General features: G+C 64.7%; 17 protein-coding genes. 8 read left to right on the top strand and 9 right to left on the bottom strand.

Annotated features, from left to right (window positions below):
* Nucleotides 1-191: 191 nt before the first annotated feature.
* The 4 genes from glmM to ACO6D5_RS20220 form a co-directional block, all read right to left on the bottom strand.
* Nucleotides 192-1,535 carry a phosphoglucosamine mutase gene (gene glmM / locus ACO6D5_RS20235; protein ID WP_315527499.1) on the bottom strand — a complete coding sequence of 448 codons (1,344 nt, stop codon included), beginning with the start codon at nucleotides 1,533-1,535 and terminating at the stop codon, nucleotides 192-194.
* On the bottom strand, nucleotides 1,532-2,377 hold the full coding sequence (gene folP / locus ACO6D5_RS20230) for a dihydropteroate synthase (protein ID WP_485826345.1): 846 nt from the start codon (nucleotides 2,375-2,377) through the stop codon (nucleotides 1,532-1,534). Before folP ends, glmM begins: the two co-directional genes overlap by 4 nt.
* An 18-nt stretch (nucleotides 2,378-2,395) precedes the next feature.
* Nucleotides 2,396-4,285, bottom strand: coding sequence for an ATP-dependent zinc metalloprotease FtsH (ftsH, locus tag ACO6D5_RS20225; RefSeq protein ID WP_006222882.1), 1,890 nt, complete (start codon nucleotides 4,283-4,285; stop codon nucleotides 2,396-2,398).
* 219 nt (nucleotides 4,286-4,504) lie between these two features.
* Complete coding sequence (locus ACO6D5_RS20220) at nucleotides 4,505-5,137, bottom strand: SAM-dependent methyltransferase (protein WP_315527504.1); 633 nt, start codon at nucleotides 5,135-5,137, stop codon at nucleotides 4,505-4,507.
* Nucleotides 5,138-5,155: 18 nt separating this feature from the next.
* Here ACO6D5_RS20220 and ACO6D5_RS20215 point away from each other — a divergent pair, with 18 nt between their 5' ends.
* On the top strand, nucleotides 5,156-5,758 hold the full coding sequence (locus ACO6D5_RS20215; protein ID WP_315527506.1) for a YhbY family RNA-binding protein: 603 nt from the start codon (nucleotides 5,156-5,158) through the stop codon (nucleotides 5,756-5,758).
* A gap of 129 nt (nucleotides 5,759-5,887) precedes the next feature.
* Here ACO6D5_RS20215 and greA read toward each other — a convergent pair whose 3' ends face one another.
* Entirely contained in the window at nucleotides 5,888-6,364 is a 477-nt protein-coding gene (gene greA, locus ACO6D5_RS20210) for a transcription elongation factor GreA (RefSeq protein ID WP_006222879.1), read from the bottom strand.
* Between the two features lie 648 nt (nucleotides 6,365-7,012).
* Here greA and ACO6D5_RS20205 point away from each other — a divergent pair.
* Nucleotides 7,013-8,632: a methyl-accepting chemotaxis protein gene (locus ACO6D5_RS20205; protein WP_315527510.1), complete on the top strand. Its 1,620-nt coding sequence runs from the start codon at nucleotides 7,013-7,015 to the stop codon at nucleotides 8,630-8,632.
* A 37-nt stretch (nucleotides 8,633-8,669) separates the two neighbouring features.
* Here ACO6D5_RS20205 and ACO6D5_RS20200 read toward each other — a convergent pair whose 3' ends face one another.
* Nucleotides 8,670-9,992, bottom strand: a complete 1,323-nt coding sequence (locus ACO6D5_RS20200) for a solute carrier family 23 protein (RefSeq protein WP_315137719.1) — start codon at nucleotides 9,990-9,992, stop codon at nucleotides 8,670-8,672.
* A 138-nt stretch (nucleotides 9,993-10,130) separates the two neighbouring features.
* On the opposite strand from ACO6D5_RS20200, the gene ACO6D5_RS20195 reads away from it, so the two are divergent.
* From ACO6D5_RS20195 to ACO6D5_RS20170, 6 genes are all read left to right on the top strand, one after another.
* Complete coding sequence (locus ACO6D5_RS20195) at nucleotides 10,131-10,550, top strand: FlxA-like family protein (protein ID WP_315527513.1); 420 nt, start codon at nucleotides 10,131-10,133, stop codon at nucleotides 10,548-10,550.
* Nucleotides 10,551-10,682: 132 nt separating this feature from the next.
* Entirely contained in the window at nucleotides 10,683-12,008 is a 1,326-nt protein-coding gene (locus ACO6D5_RS20190) for an extracellular solute-binding protein (protein ID WP_485826344.1), read from the top strand.
* An 82-nt stretch (nucleotides 12,009-12,090) separates the two neighbouring features.
* Nucleotides 12,091-13,803: an ABC transporter permease gene (locus ACO6D5_RS20185; protein WP_485826343.1), complete on the top strand. Its 1,713-nt coding sequence runs from the start codon at nucleotides 12,091-12,093 to the stop codon at nucleotides 13,801-13,803.
* The gene (locus tag ACO6D5_RS20180; protein WP_006222872.1) at nucleotides 13,800-14,885 is read left to right on the top strand and encodes an ABC transporter ATP-binding protein; all 1,086 of its coding nucleotides are present in this window, start codon (nucleotides 13,800-13,802) and stop codon (nucleotides 14,883-14,885) included. Before ACO6D5_RS20185 ends, ACO6D5_RS20180 begins: the two co-directional genes overlap by 4 nt.
* Nucleotides 14,886-14,895: 10 nt before the next feature.
* Nucleotides 14,896-15,804: a LysR family transcriptional regulator gene (locus ACO6D5_RS20175; protein WP_315527519.1), complete on the top strand. Its 909-nt coding sequence runs from the start codon at nucleotides 14,896-14,898 to the stop codon at nucleotides 15,802-15,804.
* A 24-nt stretch (nucleotides 15,805-15,828) separates the two neighbouring features.
* A complete protein-coding gene (locus ACO6D5_RS20170; protein WP_485826342.1) occupies nucleotides 15,829-16,473 on the top strand; it encodes a histidine phosphatase family protein in 645 nt (214 codons plus the stop codon).
* A 30-nt stretch (nucleotides 16,474-16,503) separates the two neighbouring features.
* On the opposite strand, the gene ACO6D5_RS20165 is transcribed toward ACO6D5_RS20170, so the two are convergent.
* From ACO6D5_RS20165 to ACO6D5_RS20155, 3 genes are all read right to left on the bottom strand, one after another.
* Entirely contained in the window at nucleotides 16,504-17,268 is a 765-nt protein-coding gene (locus tag ACO6D5_RS20165; protein WP_485826341.1) for an SDR family oxidoreductase, read from the bottom strand.
* A gap of 127 nt (nucleotides 17,269-17,395) precedes the next feature.
* Nucleotides 17,396-20,638 (bottom strand): carbamoyl-phosphate synthase large subunit, encoded by a 3,243-nt coding sequence (gene carB / locus ACO6D5_RS20160; protein ID WP_485826340.1) that lies wholly within the window; start codon nucleotides 20,636-20,638, stop codon nucleotides 17,396-17,398.
* Between the two features lie 10 nt (nucleotides 20,639-20,648).
* Nucleotides 20,649-21,256: carbamoyl phosphate synthase small subunit (locus ACO6D5_RS20155; protein WP_485826339.1), on the bottom strand; the 608-nt coding region annotated here is incomplete at its 5' end.

Here is a 21,256-nt window from a genome sequence, read left to right as displayed (position 1 = left end):
CAGTCAGTGTGGACGCCCTGTATGTCAAAGACTTGACCAATATGTTACGTGACTATGAAGTTTAGTTCGGGGGAGATAGGTCAACTTTAGGCAAATCTCGACAAAACTTTACAAATGAATACCGGCCTTGAATGCACAAAAGCCACCCCCGCTGACGGTGGGTGGCTTTCATCCAAATAGGCCTATCGCGCTTACCCCAGGCTGGCGGCAAGCTTCTCGGCGCACGAGACGGCAAGGGACTCATCCTCGGCTTCGACCATCAGCCGCAACTTCGGTTCCGTGCCCGACGCGCGGATCAGGATGCGGCCCCGGCCGTTCAATTCGGCCTCGACCGCCTTGCGCGCCGCGGTCAGGCCGGCATGCGTCTTCCAGTCCTGGCCGGGAGCGAGTGGCACATTGATCATCTTCTGCGGATACATGCGCAGATCGCCCACCCATTGCGCCATGGACACGTTGTTGCGGCGCAACGCCGTCAGGACCTGCAGCGCGGCGATGATGCCGTCGCCCGTGGAATGGCAATCCAGGCACAGCAGATGGCCGGAGCTTTCGCCGCCATACAGCCAACCGCGCGACTGCATCTGTTCCAGCACGTAGCGGTCGCCCACGTTGGCGCGCTCGAAACCCACGCCCAGGCGCTCCATTTCGCGCTCGAAACCAAAGTTGGTCATCAGCGTGCCGACCACGCCATCCACTTTGCTGCGCTGCATGCGTTCGCGGATGATGGCGTACAGCAGCTCGTCGCCGTTATAGATGCGGCCCTCGCCGTCCACCACCTGCAGGCGGTCGGCGTCGCCGTCCAGTGCGATGCCCAACTGAGCGCCGCGGGCCTTGACTTCCTTGGCCAGCATTTCGGGGTGCAAGGCACCCACGCCCTTGTTGATGTTGAAGCCATCCGGATGCACGCCGATGGCATGCACCTCGGCGCCCAATTCCCGGAACACGTGCGGCGCGATGTTGTAGGCGGCGCCGTGCGCGGCGTCCACCACGATCGTCATGCCGTTCAGGTCGAGATCGTTGGGGAATGTACTCTTGCAGAATTCGATATAGCGGCCCTGCGAATCGGCCATGCGGCGCGCGCGGCCCAGGCCTTCCGAGGCCACGCAGCCCAACGGCTCGTCCAGCGCGGCTTCGATGTCGGCCTCGATCTCGTCGGGCAGCTTCATGCCCTGAGCCGAGAAGAATTTGATGCCATTGTCCTGGTACGGGTTGTGCGACGCGCTGATGACGATGCCCGCCACCAGGCGCAGCGCCCGGGTCAGGTAAGCCACGGCGGGCGTCGGGATGGGCCCGGCCAGCAACACATCGATGCCTGCGGCGGACAAGCCCGCTTCCAGGGCGGATTCCAGCATGTAGCCCGAGATACGGGTGTCCTTGCCGATCACGACCTGCGGACGGCTACCGCCGCGCGCCGCGTGCTCGCGCGCCAGCACGCGGCCAGCCGCGTAGCCCAGGCGCAGGGCGAATTCGGCGTTGATCACCGGACCGCCGACTTCGCCGCGCACTCCATCGGTACCAAAATACTTGCGTCGAATCATGAACTGATTGCTCCTTGTTCAGCCGCATGCCATACCTTAAGGGCATCCACGGTGGCGGCGACATCGTGCACGCGCACGATGGAAGCCCCCCGGGACACACAGGCAAGGGCAGCGGCAATGCTGCCGGACAACCTGTCGCCAACGGGCCGGCCAGTGGCCTGGCCGATCATGTTTTTACGCGACAGGCCGATCAGCAATGGATAACCCGTGCTGCGCAGGCTGGACAGCCGGCGCAATAATTGAAAGTTCTGGTCCGCCGTCTTGCCGAAGCCGAAGCCCGGATCCAGCACGATACGGCGCGGATCGACCCAGGCGGCACGCAGCTTGTGCGCCCGCGCGCCCAGGAACAGCCCGATCTCGCCGATCAGGTCGGTGTATTCGGGCGGGCTGGCCTGCATCGTGCGGGGTTCGCCCTTCATGTGCATCACGCACAGCCCGCAGCGCGATTGCGCCACGGCCTCGATGGCGCCAGGCTGCCTGAATCCGTAGATGTCGTTGATCATGTCCGCGCCCGCATCCAGCGTAGCGCGCATGACTTCCGGCTTGAAGGTATCGATAGACAACGGCACGCCGCAATCGCGCAGCGCTTCGATCACCGGCAACAGCCGGTCCAGCTCATCCGCCACCAAAACCGGGTCTGCGCCCGGGCGCGTGGACTCGCCGCCCAGATCCAGGATCTGCGCGCCCTCTTCGATCAACTGGCGCGCATGCGCCACCGCGGAATCCGTATCGTTGTGCTGGCCGCCGTCGGAAAAAGAGTCCGGCGTGACATTGACGATACCCATGACAAGCGGGCGCTCGAGATCAAACTCGAAGCGCCCGCAAAGAAAGTTATTTGCCATAACTCAGGACAAAAAACCTCAGACAGCTGCTGCCGTGCTACCGCCAGCCGCCAGGCCGGTGGTCGGCGGCGTATCGGCCGAATCCGACGGGCCTTGCGGCGTCTTCGGGGGACGCGGCGGACGGCCTTCAATGATGTCGTTGATCTGGTCCGCGTCGATGGTTTCCCATTCAAGCAGGGCCGAGGTCATCACTTCGACCTTGTCGCGGTTCTCTTCCAGGATCTTGCGCGCAACGCCGTACTGTTCGTCGATGATGCGGCGGATCTCGGTGTCCACCTTCTGCATGGTGGCTTCGGACATGTGCGTCGTCTTGGTGACGCTGCGGCCCAGGAACACTTCGCCTTCGTTCTCGGCGTAGACCATGGGGCCCAGTTCGTCGGTCATGCCGTAGCGCGTGACGATGTCGCGGGCGATGGCGGTGGCGCGTTCGAAGTCGTTCGAGGCGCCCGTCGTCATCTGGTCCATGAAGAGCTCTTCAGCGATGCGGCCGCCGAACAGCACGGCGATGGTGGACAGCAAGCGGCCCTTGTCCATGCTGTAGCGGTCGGTTTCCGGCAACTGCATCGTCACGCCCAGCGCACGGCCGCGCGGGATGATGGTGACCTTGTGGACCGGGTCGGTCTTGGGCAGCAGGCGGGCAACGATCGCGTGGCCGGATTCGTGGTACGCGGTGTTCTTGCGTTCCTCTTCGGGCATCACGATGGAGCGGCGCTCGGCGCCCATGATGATCTTGTCCTTGGCCTTCTCGAAGTCGGACATATCCACCGTGCGGCCATTGCGGCGTGCGGCGAACAGGGCGGCTTCGTTGACCAGGTTGGCCAGGTCGGCGCCCGAGAAACCGGGGCAGCCGCGCGCCAGGATGGTCGCGTCGACGTTAGGCGACAGCGGGACCTTGCGCATGTGGACCTTCAGGATCTGTTCGCGGCCACGGATATCGGGCAGCGGCACAACCACCTGGCGGTCGAAACGGCCGGGACGCAGCAATGCCGGGTCCAGCACGTCGGGACGGTTGGTGGCGGCGATCACGATGACGCCCTGGCCGGATTCGAACCCGTCCATTTCCACCAGCATCTGGTTCAGCGTCTGCTCGCGTTCATCGTTGCCGCCACCCAGGCCGGCGCCACGCTGACGGCCCACCGCATCGATTTCGTCGATGAAGATGATGCAGGGAGCGTGCTTCTTGGCGTTTTCGAACATGTCGCGCACGCGGGCAGCGCCCACGCCAACGAACATTTCAACGAAATCGGAACCCGAGATGCTGAAGAACGGAACCTTGGCTTCGCCCGCGATGGCCTTGGCCAGCAGCGTCTTGCCGGTACCGGGCGAGCCGACCATCAGCACGCCGCGCGGAATACGGCCGCCCAGCTTCTGGAACTTGCTGGGGTCGCGCAGGAAGTCGACCAGTTCCTGGACGTCTTCCTTGGCTTCATCGCAGCCGGCGACGTCAGCGAAGGTGATCTGGTTGGTGTTTTCGTCCAGCATGCGGGCGCGGGACTTGCCGAAGCTGAACGCGCCGCCCCTGCCGCCGCCTTGCATCTGCCGCATGAAGAACACCCAGACGCCGATCAACAGCAGCATGGGGAACCACGACACGAAGATGCTCATCAGCAACGATTGCTCTTCGCGCGGCTTGCCCGACACCTGCACGCCGTACTTCAGCAGATCGGAGACCATCCAGAGGTCGCCCGGCGAAGTCAGCGTATAGGCGCGGCCCGCGTCCGGGGTGACGTACAGCACGTCGCCCTGAACGTCGACCTTGCGGATACGTCCCGCCTTGGCGTCGTCCATGAACTGCGTGTAGGTCACGCCGTCCTGGGTCTGAGCGCGTCCGTCGAACTGTTTGAAGACGGTAAATAGCACGAGGGCTATCACCATCCAGACAGCGACTTTCGAAAATGAATTATTCAAGGTCGATCTCCTGCTTTCGATTCCGACCGGCGACCGCGCACCCGCATATGGCACAGTCACAAGTATGTCAATAGCCCATTCTACCCTGTTGGACCCGATTGCGTCCTGGGATCCCTGGGGCCCGTTTATTTACGTCTGATTCGTGATTTGTTAGGTCGTTGTCTCGCCAAGCAGGTAGCGTTTTTTTTGGGTTCCGGAGCAACAGGCCCCGGACCGGGGTTACTTCAGATCGCGGGCAACCAGAAAGGTTTCAGAGGACTTCGCCCTCGACGCCTTCGGCTTGCGCTCGACCACCCGCTTGAAGTGCTGCTTGAAGCTTTCCACGATCTGCGAAAAACCGCTGCCGTGGAAGGCTTTGACAATCAGAGCACCGTCGGGCTTGAGGTGAGCGCGGGAAAACTCCATCGCCAAATCGCACACATGCTGGATGCGCGCGGCGTCGGCAATCCCCACGCCTGACAAGTTGGGGGCCATATCTGAAATAACAAGGTCCACGGCATGCGATCCGACCAAGTCTTCCAATTGTTTCAGAACTTCGTCGTCCCGGAAGTCGCCCTGGATGAATTCCACCCCTGCGATAGGCTCCATGGGAAGCATGTCCAGCCCGATGATGCGTCCGTCCACGACGCCGCCCGGCCCGGTCAGCCGCTCTCGCAGCACCTGGCACCAGCTGCCGGGCGACGCGCCCAGATCGACAACCAGGTCGCCCCGGCGCAGCAGCTTTTCAGTGTCCAGAAGCTCGATCAGCTTGAACGCGCCACGGGCCCGATAGCCCTTCTGTTGCGCCAGCTTCACATAGGGATCATTGATGTGCTGGTGAATCCAGTCTTTAGAGAATTTATTCTTGGCCATTACCGTACAATTCCACGCATGCCTATATTAGAACTTACCTCTCGTGAGCGCAGCGACCTTCGGTCCGCCGCCCACCCCCTGCGCCCCGTCGTCCTGATTGGCGACAACGGCCTGACCGAAGCCGTGCTCAAGGAAATCGACCTGGCACTGTCTTCGCACGGCCTTATCAAGGTACGCGCCGGTGGCGACGACCGCGAGGCCCGCGACACCATGTTGTCGACGATTTGCGACACTCTGTCTTGCGCCCCGGTGCACCACCTGGGCAAGACCCTGATTCTTTTCCGCCCGCTGGCCGGCAACGTCAAGCCCGCCGCGCTGGCCGCCATGGAGCCCGAAGCGCCTGCCAAGCGCCGTGCCTCGGAGCCCTACACGCCCAAGAAGCTGGCCGCCGAAGGCAAGACCTTGGGCAAGCGTCCGCGCCGCAGCGAGTCCGAAGAGCCCAAGCCGGCCAAAACCCGCTTCGTGCCGCAGGACCAGCTCAATAAGAACGGCAAGCCGATGCGTCCCAGCAACAAACGCGCTACCGTCAGCGGCCACGGCATTCCCCGTCGCGCCGGCAGCGCGCTCAGCCTTCGGGCCGGGGCACGCAGCGGCACGAGCCGCAAGACGACGAAAAGGTAAGGCTGGGCACAAAAACGGGCGCTTTACGCGCCCGGTCCACCATAGCGATCCGCGAATGTACCGCGGAATCAAGACGAACGCAGGGTTCGGACCATGGTGTTTTGACAGCTACCTGCTAGGGTTGATGCGTTAGATGTAACGCACGCCCAGAACTTCATACTCGCGAACGCCGGCCGGGGCCTTGACCTCGACCACATCGCCTTCGCTCTTGCCGATCAGCGCGCGCGCCACCGGGCTCGACACGGAAATCAGGTTCGACTTGATGTCGGCTTCAACGTCGCCGACGATTTGGTACGTCACGCGGTCGCCCGAATCCAGGTCTTCGATGTCGACGGTGGCGCCAAACACGGCGCGGCCTTCGGCTTCCAGCGAAGACGGATCGATCAGATGGGCATTGGAAAGCGTGCCTTCGAGTTCGGCAATCCGACCCTCGATGAAACCTTGGCGCTCGCGAGCGGCATCGTATTCGGCATTTTCCGACAGATCACCCTGCGCACGCGCCTCGGCGATCGCGTTAATCACGGCAGGACGTTCCACGGTTTTCAGCCGGTGGAGCTCTTCTTGCAAGCGCTCGGCCCCGCGCACGGTCAAAGGAATGGCAGACATGTCGTTTCCCAAACAAAAGTAGAAAAACGCCCCGAAGGAGCGTTCTCGGTGAAGGTCGTTACCCAAGCGCGCGCATGCGGTCTGCTGCCTTGTGGGCAGGACCTGCGGCGCGGACGACCAAAACAAAACCCCGGCTCGGGTCGGAACCGGGGCAATCAAAGTCATATTGTGGTCAAAGTCCACCGGAATTGCAAGCCGCGGCAGAAAACGTGCTTTTCGGCGCATTTCAACGCCGTAACCCGCTAAAAACGGCGGTTTCCTCAAAAATCCTTTGGTGCCCCCCCTTGCGTCGGCTTCACGCCGCCCCGAGGACGTTGCGTAAAAGATACTTGTCGATAGTTTTTTTGTATTCGCGATATTGGGTTTACAAAAAAACCCGCCGGACTACACCGACAACGACGGTATAACTAACAAGTAGCAAGACTAATAACAATTAAATACAAAAAGCGGTAACCGGCGCTTTTCCTTATTCAAGTGTTGCGGGCTACGCGGCAGATGCTGCCGCGTTAACGATTGATTGTGCGTGCTTGCAAGTTTCAGGCGGACGCATCGCGGTCATCCGGCTCGACGTCCGCCCCTTCAGCCGCAGGGCCGGTGGGCAACCCCTGCCTGCGCGCTGAAGATCGCGTTCATGAAAGAGGAGCTCTCATGCTGGAAAAATTGAAAGTCCGTACGGGCATGCTGCTGGTGCTGGCGTGCTTTGTCATCGCGCTGGCGCTGGCCTGCGGGTTGAGCTGGATGAATGCGGACAATAGCGTCCGCGAGATCGAAGACCTGAATACCGTCGCGGTGCACCAGGTCGACCCGCTCTATGAAGCCAATGGAGCCCTGCTACGCACGCGGCTGGCGCTGGACGACGCGCTGGCAGGCATCCTGGCCGGCAATGCCGAACAGGCCGGCACGGCCGAACAGGAGGCAGGCCGCGAACTGGCGCAGGCCCGCGAGCGCTTCGCGCGATACATGGAAGTGCCCAAGAGTGAACGCGGCCAGGCGCTGGCGGTGATCCTGCAGGGGCGCTTCACGGAATACGCCTCGCTGCTGGACACGCTAAGCGCGGCCATCAAGGAACGCGCGCCGGCCAAGTACCAGCAGGACGTCGGCAAGACCCGCCAGGCCGACGCGAATTTCGTCCGGGACATGAAAACCTTCCTCGCCCGCGTACAAGAGCGCAGCGACGGCGTGCTGGCCAGCTCGCAAGCCACCTATTCCAATGCCCGGATCTCGGCGATCGCCCTGTTGACGGCCGCGCTGCTGCTGACCGCCCTGTGCTGGACGTTCATCCGGCGCGGGGTGTTGCAGCCCCTGCAAGAAGCTGGCCGGCACTTCGACCGCATCGCCGGCGGCGACCTCACCACCCGGGTCGAGACCCGCTCCAACAATGAGATCGGCGCCTTGTTCGCCGCATTGAAGCGCATGCAGGAAGGCCTGACCCGCACGGTGGTGTCAGTGCGCCAGGGCGTCGAGGAGATCAACGTGGGGGCGGCCGAGATCGCCGCCGGCAACGCGAACCTGTCGACCCGCACCGAGGAGCAGGCTGCGGCCCTGGAAGAAACCGCCGCGACGATGGAAGAACTTGCCGCCACCGTCAAGCAGAACGCCGAAAACGCCGCGCAGGCGAACCAGCTGGCCGCTGTCAGCATGCAGGTCGCGCAGCGCGGCGGCGACAACGTGGGCCAGGTGGTCGCCACCATGCAGGGGATTTCGGAGAGCTCGCGCAAGATCTCCGACATCGTGTCGGTCATCGACGGCATCGCGTTCCAGACGAATATCCTGGCGTTGAACGCCGCCGTGGAAGCTGCCCGCGCGGGCGAGCAAGGCAAGGGATTCGCCGTGGTCGCGGGCGAGGTGCGCACGCTGGCGCAGCGCGCCGCCCAGGCGGCCAAGGAGATCAAGGCCCTGATCGAAGCGTCCGTGGACACCGTCAAGGCCGGCTCGGCCCAGGTGTCGGCCGCCGGCCAGACCATGCAGGAGATCGTGGCATCGGTGCAGCGCGTGACGGACATCATGGGCGAGATCTCGGCCGCGTCCGCCGAGCAGGCGGGCGGGATCGACCAGGTCACCATGGCCGTATCGCAAATGGACGAAGTGACGCAGCAGAACGCTGCGCTGGTGGAAGAGGCGTCGGCCGCCGCCTCCGCGATGGAGGAACAGGCGCGGCGCCTGTCGGAGGCCACCGCGGTGTTCAAGACGCAATCGGGTCAGGTGATCGAGGCGGTGCCGGCCCGGGTGTCCGGGGCAAAGCAGGCAGCGCGGCTGTCCAGGTCGTAACCCGCACGGCCGCCCTGCGCGGGGCCTGGCCCCAAGGTCAGGCGGCCGCCGGCTTCCTGCGGCGCAGCAGGGCGTACAGGATGATGGCGCCGAACGTGGCGGTGCCGATGCCGCCCAGCATGAAGTCGCCCAGCTTGATCGTGAAGTCGCCCGCGCCCAGCACCAGCGTGACGGCGGCCACGATCAGGTTGCGGTTGTCGCTGAAATCCACCTGGTTGACCACCCAGATGCGGGCGCCGGCGATGGCGATCAGGCCGAACACCACCACTGACATGCCGCCCAGGACGGGGCCCGGGATGGTCTGGATCAGCGCGCCGAACTTGGGCGAAAAGCCCAGCACGATGGCGATCAGGGCCGCCACCACGAACACCAGCGTGGAGTAGATCCGGGTCACCGCCATCACGCCGATGTTCTCGGCGTAGGTGGTGACACCGGTGCCGCCCACGGCGCCCGAGACCATCGTGGCCACGCCGTCGCCGACGAAGGCGCGGCCCAGGTAGCGGTCCAGGTCCTGGCCGGTCATGGCGCTGACCGCCTTCACGTGGCCGAGGTTTTCAGCCACCAGGATGATGGCCACCGGCACGATCAGGCCCATCGCCTCGGCTTTGAACACCGGCGCGGCGAAATGCGGCAGGCCGATCCAGGCCGCGGCGGCCACGCCCGAGAAGTCGATGGGTTTGCCCATGCCCATGCCGTTGGCCAACACCGCGTACACCACGCAAGCCAGGATCAGTCCGACCAGGATCAAGAGGCGTTGGACCATGCCCTTCGTGTAGACGGCGATGCCGCCCACGCAGACGATGGTGACCAGGGCCATGAAGGTGTCGAAGCCCGAGGCGCCCATGGCGCCCTTGGCCGCGATGGGCGCCAGATTCAGGCCGATCACGGCCACGACGGCGCCCGTCACGACAGGCGGCATCAACGTATCGATCCAATTGGCGCCGCCGCCGGCACGCGCATTGACGATCCAGACAATGACGCCGATCAGCGTATAAGCCAGGCCGCAGGCGATGATGGCGCCCAGCGCCACGCCGATATTGGCGTTGGCCCCGCCGCCGGCATACCCCGTGACCGCGATCACCCCGCCGATGAAGGCAAAGCTGGACCCCAGGTAGCTGGGCACGCGGCCGCCGACGAACAGGAAGAAGATCAGCGTGCCGATACCGGACATCAGGATGGCGACGTTGGGGTCGAAACCCATCAGCAGCGGCGCCAGCACGGTCGAGCCGAACATCGCCACCACGTGCTGCGCGCCCATGGCGACGTTCTTGGGCCAGGACAGCCGTTCGTCGGGCGCGATGATGACGCCCGGCTCGGCGTCGTCCGCCAGGCGCCAGCGCGGAAAATAGGAATTGGACATGGGTTTCCCAAAATAGGTGTTGGGTGTGAGCGGGCGCCAGTGTAAATGGGGCCGCGAAGGGGCGGCAACGTTTAAGTTTGCCGCCAGAATGCCGTATTAGTGGAAACCCCGAAATCCAACCTGGCAGCAGGAGCAACCATGGCGACTACCCCCATCAACGGCATCTCCCGGAACAATCCGCTGGCCGACCTGTGGGCCGAACGGATCCAGGCCAACAAGGAAGCCAAGTCGGCCACGGGCGGCGACGCGACCTCGCTCACCGCTGACGGCAAGGTTCGCGTCAATGCGCCGGGCGGGATGAATGTGGGCGCCACGAGCGCCAGCGAAGAAACCGACAATGACGATGAGTACACCCGCCAGATCAAGGAACTGCAGAAGCAGCTCAAGCGGGTCATGGACCAGATCGCCAAGGTCAAGGCCAGCGGGATGTCCGACGAAATGAAGGCGCAACAGCTGCTGGCGTTGAACGGCCAAGCGGTGCAGATCCAAGGCCAGATCGCGCAAGTGATGGCGCAACAGGCGCGCGCCGCAAAAGGCGGCGTCTCGACGACGGCCTGACACGCGACGGCAGGCGGCGGGTGCCGGCCCCCAGGCACCCGCACTGATGACGCGCATCAAAATTTCTGATTGGACGCATAGCAGGTCAGACATTACTGTCTCCGGACAAATCAAAAACTACGGAGACAAACCATGCATGCAATGCGCACCGCCCTTGCAGGAGCCCTGCTGGCCGCCTGCGCGGCACCGGCCCTGGCCGGCACCGTCACGGTCATCACGTCGTTTCCCAAAGACCTGACCCAGGCCTACAAGAGCGCCTTCGAAAAGGCCAATCCCGGCATCACGCTGGAAATCCTGAACAAGAATACGGTGTCGGGCATCGCCTATGTGCGCGAAACGCCCCCCGGCCAGCGTCCCGAAGTGTTCTGGGCCAGCGCGCCGGACGCCTTCGAAGTGCTGGGCCGCGACAAGCTGCTGGCCAAGTCGTCCGACGTGGCGAACAAGGACGTGCCGGACAAGATCGGCAACTACCCCATCAACGACCCCGGCGGCATGTACCTGGGGCAGGCGCTGGCGGGCTACGGCATCGTCTACAACACGCGCTATATCGCGGCGCACAAGATCCCCGCCCCGGTGGAATGGAAGGACCTGCTGTCGCCCCAGTGGTTCGGCCACGTCGGCATCACCTCGCCTTCGCGCTCGGGCACGATGCACCTGACGGTGGAGACCATCCTGCAGGGCGAAGGCTGGGACGAGGGCTGGAGCACCTTGCTGCGCATGTCGGGCAACAGCAGCGCCGTCACCGAGCGCTCGTTCGGCGTGCCGGACGGCGTGAACAACGGCCAGTTCGGCGCCGGCCCGGTCATCGACTTCTTCGGCCTGTCCAGCAAGTATTCGAAGTTCCCGGTCGAATTTGTCTACCCCTCCGAAACCGCCATCGTGCCGGCCAACATCGCGCTGATCGAAGGCGCGAAAAACACCGAGGAAGGCAAGAAGTTCATTGCCTTCACGCTCAGCCAGGCCGGCCAGGAACTGCTGCTTGAACCGAAGATCTCGCGGCTGCCGGTGCTGCCGTATTCGGCGCTGGCCGGCAAGGTGCCGGCGGGCTATCCCGACCCGGCCGAGATCGCCAAGCGAAGCAAGGTGCAATTCAACGCCGACTTGTCGCAGACGCGCTACTACGTCGTCCAATCGCTGTACGACCAGACCGTCACGTTCCGCCTGAAGGAACTGCAGGCCGCCACCAAGGCGATCTACGACGCCGAAGCCAAGCTGGGCGACAAGGCCAAGAGCGGCCGCGCCGCCGAGCTGCTGGCGCAGGCGCGCAAGCTGACCTGGGCACCGCTGGTCGACGGCAAGAAAGCCGCCGACCCGGCCTTCCTGGCGATCTTCGCCGGCAACAAGAAGGACGCCGCCGTGAACCAGCAGATCACCCAGCTGGAAGGCGAGTGGAACGGCAAGTCCAAGGCGAACTACGAAGAAGCCGTCAAGCTGGCCAAGCAGGCCGCGGCGCTCTAACCCGCATGACGCGCGCGGCGGCGCACGGGATCGCTCCCCTGCGCCCCGCCGCGGTCCCCTGGCAACGATTTCGGGAATCTCGATGAATTCTTCGGGCCACTCACGCCTGCCCGCCGGCCCCGTATTGACGGCGCTGCTGGTGTTCGGCTTTCTGCTGCTTTTCCTGGCCGTGCCGGTGGGCACGGTGTTCTACAGCGCCTTCGTGAACGCCGACGGCAGCCTCACGATGGGTCACTTCGGCGCGTTCTTCAACCAGCCGCTGATGAAGGAGGCCTTCTTCAACAGCCTGTACGTGGCGGGCTGGTCCGCGCTGCTGGCGTCATTGATCGCCGTCCCGCTGGCTTACTTCACCGTGCGCTTCGAGTTCCGCGGCGCGCTGATCATCCAGACGCTGGGCGTCCTGCCGCTGATCATGCCGCCCTTCGTGGGCGCGGTCGCGATGCAGCTGATCTTCGGCCGCTCGGGCAGCGTCAACCTGCTGCTCAACGACTGGTTCGGGTTCACGATCCCCTTCATGGAAGGATTGAACGGCGTCATCTTCGTCGAGGCCCTGCACTACTTCCCGTTCATCCTGATGAACTTGGTGGTGGCGCTGCGCAACATCGACGGCGCCATGGAGGAAGCCGCCTTCAACCTGGGCTCGCGCGGGTTCCGGCTGTTCCGCCGCGTGATCTTCCCGCTGGCGTTGCCGGGCTATGTGGCCGGCACGTCGCTGGTGTTCGTCAAGGTGTTCGACGACCTGGGCACGCCATTGGTGCTGGGCACGACCAACATGCTGGCCCCGCAGGCCTATCTGCGCATCACGCAGGTGGGGCTGGAAGACCCCCTGGGGTACGTGATCAGCGTGATCATGATCGCGTTCTCGATCCTGGCGCTGTGGCTGTCGGCACGCGTGCTCAAGGGCCGCGACTACTCCACCCTGCAAAAGGGCGGCAATTCCATCCAGAAGCGCACGCTGCGTCCGCTGGAAAGCGTGCTGGCCTACGGGTGGATCATCCTGGTGCTGATGCTGGTGCTGTCGCCGCACATGGGCGTGCTGCTGCTGTCGCTGGCCAGCGTGTGGAGCTTCGCGCCGCTGCCCGACGGGTATACGCTGGCCCATTACTCGGCGGTGTTCTCCGAATCCCAGGGCATGATCGCCAACACCCTGCTCTATTGCGGGCTGGCCGCGGGCGTGGACGTGATCCTGGGCACCGCCATCGCCTACCTGATGCTGCGCACCCGCCTGCCGGCGCGTCAGTGGCTGGATTTCATGGCATCGGCGGCGCTGGCGATCCCCGGCATCGTGCTGGCCATCGGCTTCTTGCGCACGTTCCGCGGCATCGAGCTGCCCGGCACCGGCACCTTGCTGACCTCGTCGTGGATCATCATCATGATCGCGTACTCGGTCAGGCGGCTGCCCTACGCGCTGCGTTCCTGCGTGGCGTCGCTGCAGCAGATCAACGTCTCGCTGGAGGAAGCCGCGCAGTCGCTGGGCGCCACCCGCATGAGCACGATACGGCGCGTGGTGGTGCCGTTGATGGCCGGCGGCATGCTGGCGGGCTTCGTGACCAGTTTCGTGACGGCGGCGGTCGAGCTTTCGGCCACCATCATGCTTGTCACCAAAGACAGCCAGGCGCCCATGAGCTACGGCATCTATCTGTATATGCAAAGCGCGGCGGGCCGGGGCCCGGGCGCCGCGCTGGGCGTGCTGGCGGTGGCCGCGGTGGCCATCGGCACGTATGTATCGCACTTGCTGGTGGAGCGCGCGCAGTCGCGCCAGCGTCCGGCACGCAATGAAGGGGAATCAGCATGAAGAAAGTCAGCGTCGAATGCCGCAACATCCGCTTGTCCTACGGCAAGACGGAGGTGCTCAAGGATGTGAACATCAACATCGAGCCCGGCGAATTCTTCGCCTTGCTGGGCCCGTCGGGCTCGGGCAAGTCCACGCTGCTGCGGCTGATCGCCGGCTTCAACCGGCACAGCGCGGGACAGTTGCTGGTGGACGGCAAGGACATCAGCGGTACGCCGCCCTGGGACCGCAACATCGGCATGGTGTTCCAGAACTACGCGCTGTGGCCGCATATGACGGTGTGGGACAACGTGGCGTTCGGTCTGGTCGAGCGCAAGCTGCCCAAGGCGGAAATCCGCGCCAAGGTGGAAGCGGCGCTGGAGCTGGTGGGCCTGTCGCAATACGGCAAGCGCCGCCCCAACCAGTTGTCCGGCGGGCAGCAGCAGCGCGTGGCGCTGGCCCGCACCATCGTCATCGAGCCGCAGGTGCTGCTGCTGGACGAGCCCCTGTCCAACCTGGACAAGAAGCTGCGCGTGCAGATGCGCCAGGACTTGCTGAGCCTGCAGCGGCGCCTAGGCATCACCACCATCTTCGTCACGCACGACCAGGAAGAGGCGATGACCACCGCTGACCGGATGGCGGTGCTGGACCACGGCGTGGTCCAGCAGATCGGCGCGCCCAGCACATTGTTCGACTATCCGGTGAACCGCTTCGTGGCCAACTTCGTGGGCACGATGAACGTGCTGGAAGGGGATGTGCGCGAGCGCACCAGCGGCAGCGTGGTGCTGGCGGTGGAAGGCATTGGCGACCTGCACCTGCCGCTGACGGCCGAGGCGCCGGCGGCGTCCCGGCTGGCGGCCAGCTTCCGGCCCCACACGGTGCAGATCGAAATGGCGGACGGCCTGGGCGATGCGCGCTACGTCTGGCTGCCGGGCGTCGTCGAAAGCAGCGAATTCCTGGGCGAATTCACGCGCTATCAGGTGCTGATCGGCGAACAGCGGCTGACCGCCGACCAGTCGCACCTGGCCGGATTGTCGCCCTTCCCTGCCGGCGCGCCGGTGTCGATCGGATTGGAGCCTACCCAAGTCCGGCTGCTCGCGGCCTAAACTTGCGGCCATGGAAATCTATCAGATCCGTGCCTTCGTCACGGTCGCCCGGCTGGGCAACCTGACGAAGGCGGCCGAGGCGCTGTCGCTGACCCAGCCCGCGGTCACCGCGCAGATCAAGGCCCTGGAACAAAGCCTGGGCGTGGCGCTGTTCGACCGCAGCGGCGGCCGGCTGGCGTTGGCCAAGGCGGGCGAAGTGCTGTTGCCCACGGCGGAATCCCTGCTGGTGCTGGGCGCGCAACTCAAATCCGAAGCGCAGCAACTGCAAGGCAGCCTGCACGGGGTCGTGGAACTGGGCGTGCCCAGCGAAATGCCGGATTTCCTGCGCCTGGGCGAGTTGGCCTTTGCCGTGAATCAGCGGCTGCCGCTGGTGGAACTGAAGACCCAGACGCTGCCAGCCGCCACGCTGGCCGAACAGGTCAGCACGGGCCGCCTGCCTGCCGCGCTGACCATCGCCGCCAACCCGCCGCGTGGCGTGCTGTGGCTGCCGTTGCGCAGCGTGCGCTACCGCATCGCCATGCCGAAAGAACACGCCGCGGTGCTCAAGCGCGGCGGATGGCGGGAAGTGGCGCAACTGCCCTGGCTGGACGGGCCGTCCGGCTGCCACACCCATCTGCTGCTGCGCGACATGTTCGAACGCCACGGCCTGTCGCCGCGCATCGTCATGCAGCACGACGACCAGGCCAACCTGGATGCGCTGGTGCGCGCCGGCGCGGGCTGCGCGCTGTTGCGCGAGGAAACCGCCCTGGCCGGCGCCGCGTCCAACGATTTCATCGTGTGGGGCCAGGCCCGCGTGGACGCCATGCTAGGCTTCATCCTGCCCTATGAGCGCGCTAGCGAGCCCGCGCTGGTCGCGTTAAGCTCGATCATTCAAACCATCTGGAAGCCGCGCGCGGCGATCACGCCGGCCCAGCTCTAAGCCTTACTCCCGCACCACGATCCAATGACTGAAATCTGGTTCATCCGCCATGGCGAAACCGACTGGAACCGCCAGCGCCGCCTGCAAGGCTGGCAAGACATCCCCCTGAACGAATTCGGCGTCAACCAGGCCAGCCTGCTGGCCGCGCGCCTGCGCGAAGAAGCCCGCCACACGCCGATCCACGCCATCTACAGCAGCGATCTGCAGCGCGCCCACGCCACGGCCGTGCCCGTGTCTGAACAACTGGGCCTGCGCGTGCGCGTGGAGCCCGGCATCCGCGAACGCGGCTTCGGCGTGCTGGAAGGCCTGGACCACGATCGCATTGACGTTCAGGCCCCCGAAGCCGCGGCCGCCTGGAAAAGCCGTGATCCGTTGCGCCCGCTGGATGGCGGCGAAACGCTGGGCCAGTTCCAGTCGCGCGTGATCTCGACGGTGGACGACATCGCCAGCCGCCACGACGGCGAGCGCATCCTGCTGTTCACCCACGGCGGCGTGCTGGACATCATCTGGCGCCACGCGTCGGGCGTGCCGCTGAACGCGCCGCGCGATGCCGCGCTGCTGAACGTCAGCATCAACCGCGTCGCCGTGCACGGCCGCAAGTGGGAAGTGCTGGACTGGGGCGATGTGGGGCACGTGGCCGACGAAGTCGGCGACGACGTGGTGCCGTAAGCGGCAACCGCGCTGGGCGTAAAGCGGAACCTACTCCGCTTTACGCGGCTTGCGCGGCGCGTTGCGCGCCAGCTTGTCATACACGGCGTTGGGCAACAGGCGCATCAGCTTGGCCACCACGCCCATCTGCCACGGAATCACCTTATACGACGTGCCGCGCTCGATCGCGGCATGCGCGCGCTGCGCAAAGGCGTCCGCTTCCATCAGGAAGGGCATCGAATACGGGTTCTTCGCCGTCATGGCGGTCTTGATGTAGCCGGGGGCGATCGTCACGACCCGGATGCCGTCGGCCGCCAGTTCCAGCCGCAGGCTTTCGCAGTAGGTCACCACGGCGGATTTGGAAGCGCTGTAGGCGCCCGCGCCCGGCAGGCCGCGCACGCCGGCCACGCTGGCGATGCCCACCAGCCGTCCGGCGCCCGCCGCGCGCATGGCGCCCACGAACGGCTCGAAGGTGGCGACAGTGGCCAGCAGGTTGGTATCGACGATGGCCTTGAACACGTCATAGTCTTCGCCGTGCTCGGTCAGCGTGCCCGCACTGATGCCGGCGCTGGCGATGACCACGTCCACCCTGCCCTGGCAAAACGCGATGAAATCGGCTGCGGCCGCGTGCAAGGCCGCGCGGTCGCGCACGTCCACGGCATAGCAGCGGTGTTCGCCGGGCAGGCTGGCGGCCAGCTCGCGCAACGCGTCTTCGCGCCGGCCAAGCAGGCCCAGCGTGGCGCCGGATGCGGCGTACTGCTGCGCCAGGGCGCGGCCCAGGCCACTGCTGGCGCCGGTAATGAAGACTCGGTTCATGGATCGCCGTAAGCAGAGATGAAAAAGCAGGAATGAAAAAGGGGCGACCCTCTTTTACAAGGGCCGCCCCGGCATCCTACATCAAGCGCACGCAGCTGGCTTCAGCCGCGCACCCTCTTTCAGAGCTTCAGTTCTTCAACAGCGATGCGTGCAGATCCTGCAACGGATACACCTGCAGGCCCAGGCCCTGGCGCAGGTACTGCATGCCTTCGACCGCGGCGCGGGCGCCAGCGATGGTGGTAAAGAAGGTGACGCGAGCCGCCAGCGACTGCGTGCGGATGGTGCGCGAATCAACAATGGCGTTGCGACGCTCTTCGACGGTGTTGATGACCAGCGCGATTTCGCCGTTCTTCACCATGTCGACGATGTGCGGACGACCTTCAGTGACCTTGTTCACCACTTGCACAGGAATGCCGGCCGCTTCGATCTCGGCTGCCGTGCCACGCGTGGCGACCAGCTTGAAGCCCAGGGCGTGCAGGCCGCGCGCCACTTCCACGGCGCGGGGCTTGTCCTGGTTCTTCACGCTGATGAACACCGTGCCGGAATCCGGCAGGCGCACGCCAGCGGCCAGCTGCGACTTCACGAAGGCTTCGCCGAAGCTCATGCCCACGCCCATCACTTCGCCGGTCGACTTCATTTCCGGCCCGAGGATGGTGTCCACGCCCGGGAACTTCACGAACGGGAACACGGCTTCCTTGACCGAGAAGTAAGGCGGCACGACTTCCTTCGTGATGCCTTGCGCCGCCAGCGTCTGGCCGGCCATGGCGCGCGCGGCGATCTTGGCCAGTTGCAGGCCGGTGGCCTTAGACACGTAAGGCACCGTGCGCGAAGCGCGCGGGTTCACTTCCAGCACGTAGACGTCGCCGCCTTGAATGGCGAACTGCACGTTCATCAGGCCGCTGACGTTCAAGGCCTTGGCCATCATCGTGGTCTGGCGCTTGATCTCGGCGATGACGTCCGCCGACAGCGAGTAAGGCGGCAGGCTGCACGCCGAGTCACCCGAGTGCACGCCGGCCTGCTCGATGTGTTCCATGACGCCGCCGATGAAGACGGTTTCGCCGTCGGCCAGGCAGTCCACGTCCACTTCGGTGGCGTTGTTCAGGAAGCGGTCCAGCAGCACGGGCGAGTCATTGCTGACCTTCACGGCCTCGCGCATGTAGCGTTCGAGGTCTTGCTGCTCGTGCACGATTTCCATGGCGCGGCCGCCCAGCACGTAGCTGGGACGCACAACCAGCGGGTAGCCGATTTCGGTAGCGTGGGCCAGGGCCTCGCCTTCGGTGCGCGCGGTGCGGTTGGGCGGTTGACGCAGGCCCAGCTTGTTCAGCAGCTTCTGGAAGCGTTCGCGGTCTTCGGCGACGTCGATGGATTCCGGGCTGGTACCGATGATCGGCACGCCGTTGGCTTCCAGGGCGCGCGCCAGCTTCAACGGGGTCTGGCCACCGTACTGGACGATCATGCCGACCGGGTTTTCCTTGTGGACGATTTCCAGCACGTCTTCCAAGGTCAGCGGTTCGAAGTACAGGCGATCCGACGTGTCGTAGTCGGTGGACACGGTTTCCGGGTTGCAGTTGACCATGATGGTCTCGTACCCGTCTTCGCGCAGCGCCAGCGCGGCATGCACGCAGCAGTAGTCGAATTCGATGCCCTGGCCGATCCGGTTCGGGCCGCCGCCCAGCACCACGATCTTCTTGCGATCGGTGGGGGCGGATTCGCACTCTTCTTCGTACGTGGAGTACATGTAGGCGGTGCGGGTGGCGAATTCGGCGGCGCAGGTGTCGACGCGCTTGTAGACCGGGCGCACGTTCAGCTGGTGACGCAGCTTGCGCACTTCGGACTCGGCCGAATCCAGCAGGAATGCCAGGCGGCGGTCGGAGAAACCGCGGCGCTTCAGTTCCCACAGGGTGGCGTAATCCAGGTCGGCCAGCGTCTTTTGTTCCAGCGCCAGTTCGATGTCGACGATTTCCTTGATTTGCGACAGGAACCACGGGTCGATGTGCGTGATGTTGTGCACTTCGTCCAGCGTGAAGCCTTGCGCGAAGGCGTCGCCCACGTACCAGATGCGTTCCGGACCGGGCTCGCCCAGTTCGACTTGCAGCTTTTCGCGGTCGGTGGTTTTCTGGTTCAGGCCGTCGACGCCGACTTCCAGACCACGCAGCGCCTTCTGGAACGATTCCTGGAAGGTGCGGCCGATGGCCATGACTTCACCCACGGACTTCATCTGGGTGGTCAGGCGCGCGTCGGCGGTGGGGAATTTTTCGAACGCGAAACGCGGCACCTTGGTGACGACGTAGTCGATCGACGGTTCGAACGAGGCGGGCGTGGCGCCGCCGGTGATTTCGTTCTTGAGCTCGTCCAGCGTGTAACCCACGGCCAGGCGCGCGGCGACCTTGGCGATGGGGAAGCCGGTGGCCTTGGACGCCAGCGCCGACGAACGCGACACGCGCGGGTTCATCTCGATGACGATCATGCGGCCGTCGCGCGGGTTGACCGCGAACTGCACGTTCGAGCCGCCCGTATCCACACCGATCTCGCGCAATACCGCGATCGATGCGTTACGCATGATCTGGTATTCCTTGTCGGTCAGCGTCTGAGCCGGCGCCACGGTGATCGAGTCACCGGTGTGCACGCCCATCGGGTCCAGGTTTTCGATCGAGCAGACGATGATGCAGTTGTCCGCCTTGTCGCGGACCACTTCCATCTCGAATTCCTTCCAGCCCAGCAGCGACTCTTCGATCAGCAGTTCGCTGGTGGGCGACGCTTCCAGGCCGCGACGGCAGATGGTTTCGAATTCTTCGGCGTTGTAGGCGATGCCGCCGCCCGAACCACCCATCGTGAAGCTGGGGCGGATGACGGCCGGGAAACCCGAGGTGCCGACTTCGGCCGCGATGCGGCGCTGCACTTCCCAGGCTTCGTCCATGCTGTGGGCGACGCCCGACTTGGCCGATTCCAGGCCGATGTCGGTCATGGCCTGCTTGAACTTCTGGCGGTCTTCGGCCTTTTCGATGGCGTGCTCGTTGGCGCCGATCAGTTCCACGTTGTGCTTTTTCAGCACGCCGTGGTGGGCCAGGTCCAGCGCGCAGTTCAGCGCGGTCTGGCCGCCCATGGTCGGCAGCAGCGCATCGGGCTTTTCACGCTCGATGATCTTTTCGACGGCTTGCCAGGTGATGGGCTCGATGTAGGTGACGTCGGCCGTTTCCGGGTCCGTCATGATCGTGGCCGGGTTGCTGTTCACCAGGATGGTGCGGTAACCCTCGGCCTTGAGCGCCTTGCACGCCTGTGCGCCGGAATAGTCGAATTCGCAGGCCTGCCCGATGATGATGGGGCCGGCGCCGATGATGAGTATGCTTTTTAGGTCTGTACGCTTGGGCATGATGCAATCTTTACTTTTGGCCGGACATCAGGGCGATGAACTTGTCGAACAGTTCAAGGATGTCGTGCGGACCCGGGCTGGCTTCGGGGTGACCCTGGAAGCAGAAGGCCGGGCGGTCGGTGAGCTCGAAGCCTTGCAGCGTGCCGTCGAACAGCGACACGTGCGTCACGCGCGCATTGGCCGGCAGGCTGGCGGCATCCACTGCGAAGCCGTGGTTCTGGCTCGTGATGAACACGCGCTTGGACTGCAAGTCCTGCACGGGATGGTTCGCGCCGTGGTGGCCCGTCTTCATCTTGAGCGTCTTGCCGCCCACGGCCAGGCCCATGATCTGGTGGCCCAGGCAGATGCCGAACACCGGCAGCTTCTTGTCCAGGAACACGCGCGTGGCGTCGATGGCGTAGTCGCAAGGCTCGGGGTCACCGGGGCCGTTGGACAGGAACACGCCGTCGGGATTGAGCTTCAGGACTTCTTCGGCGCTGGTTTGCGCGGGCACCAAGGTCAGGCGGCAGCCACGGTCGGCCAGCAGGCGCAGGATATTGGTCTTGATGCCGAAGTCGTAGGCGACGACGTGGAACTTGGACTGGTCGGGCTTGGAGAAGCCTTCACCCAGTTGCCAGG

The organism is Achromobacter sp. (assembly GCF_057314935.1).
The sequence above is the reverse complement of the archived record's forward strand: the minus strand, read 5'-3'. Positions and strand labels throughout refer to the sequence as shown.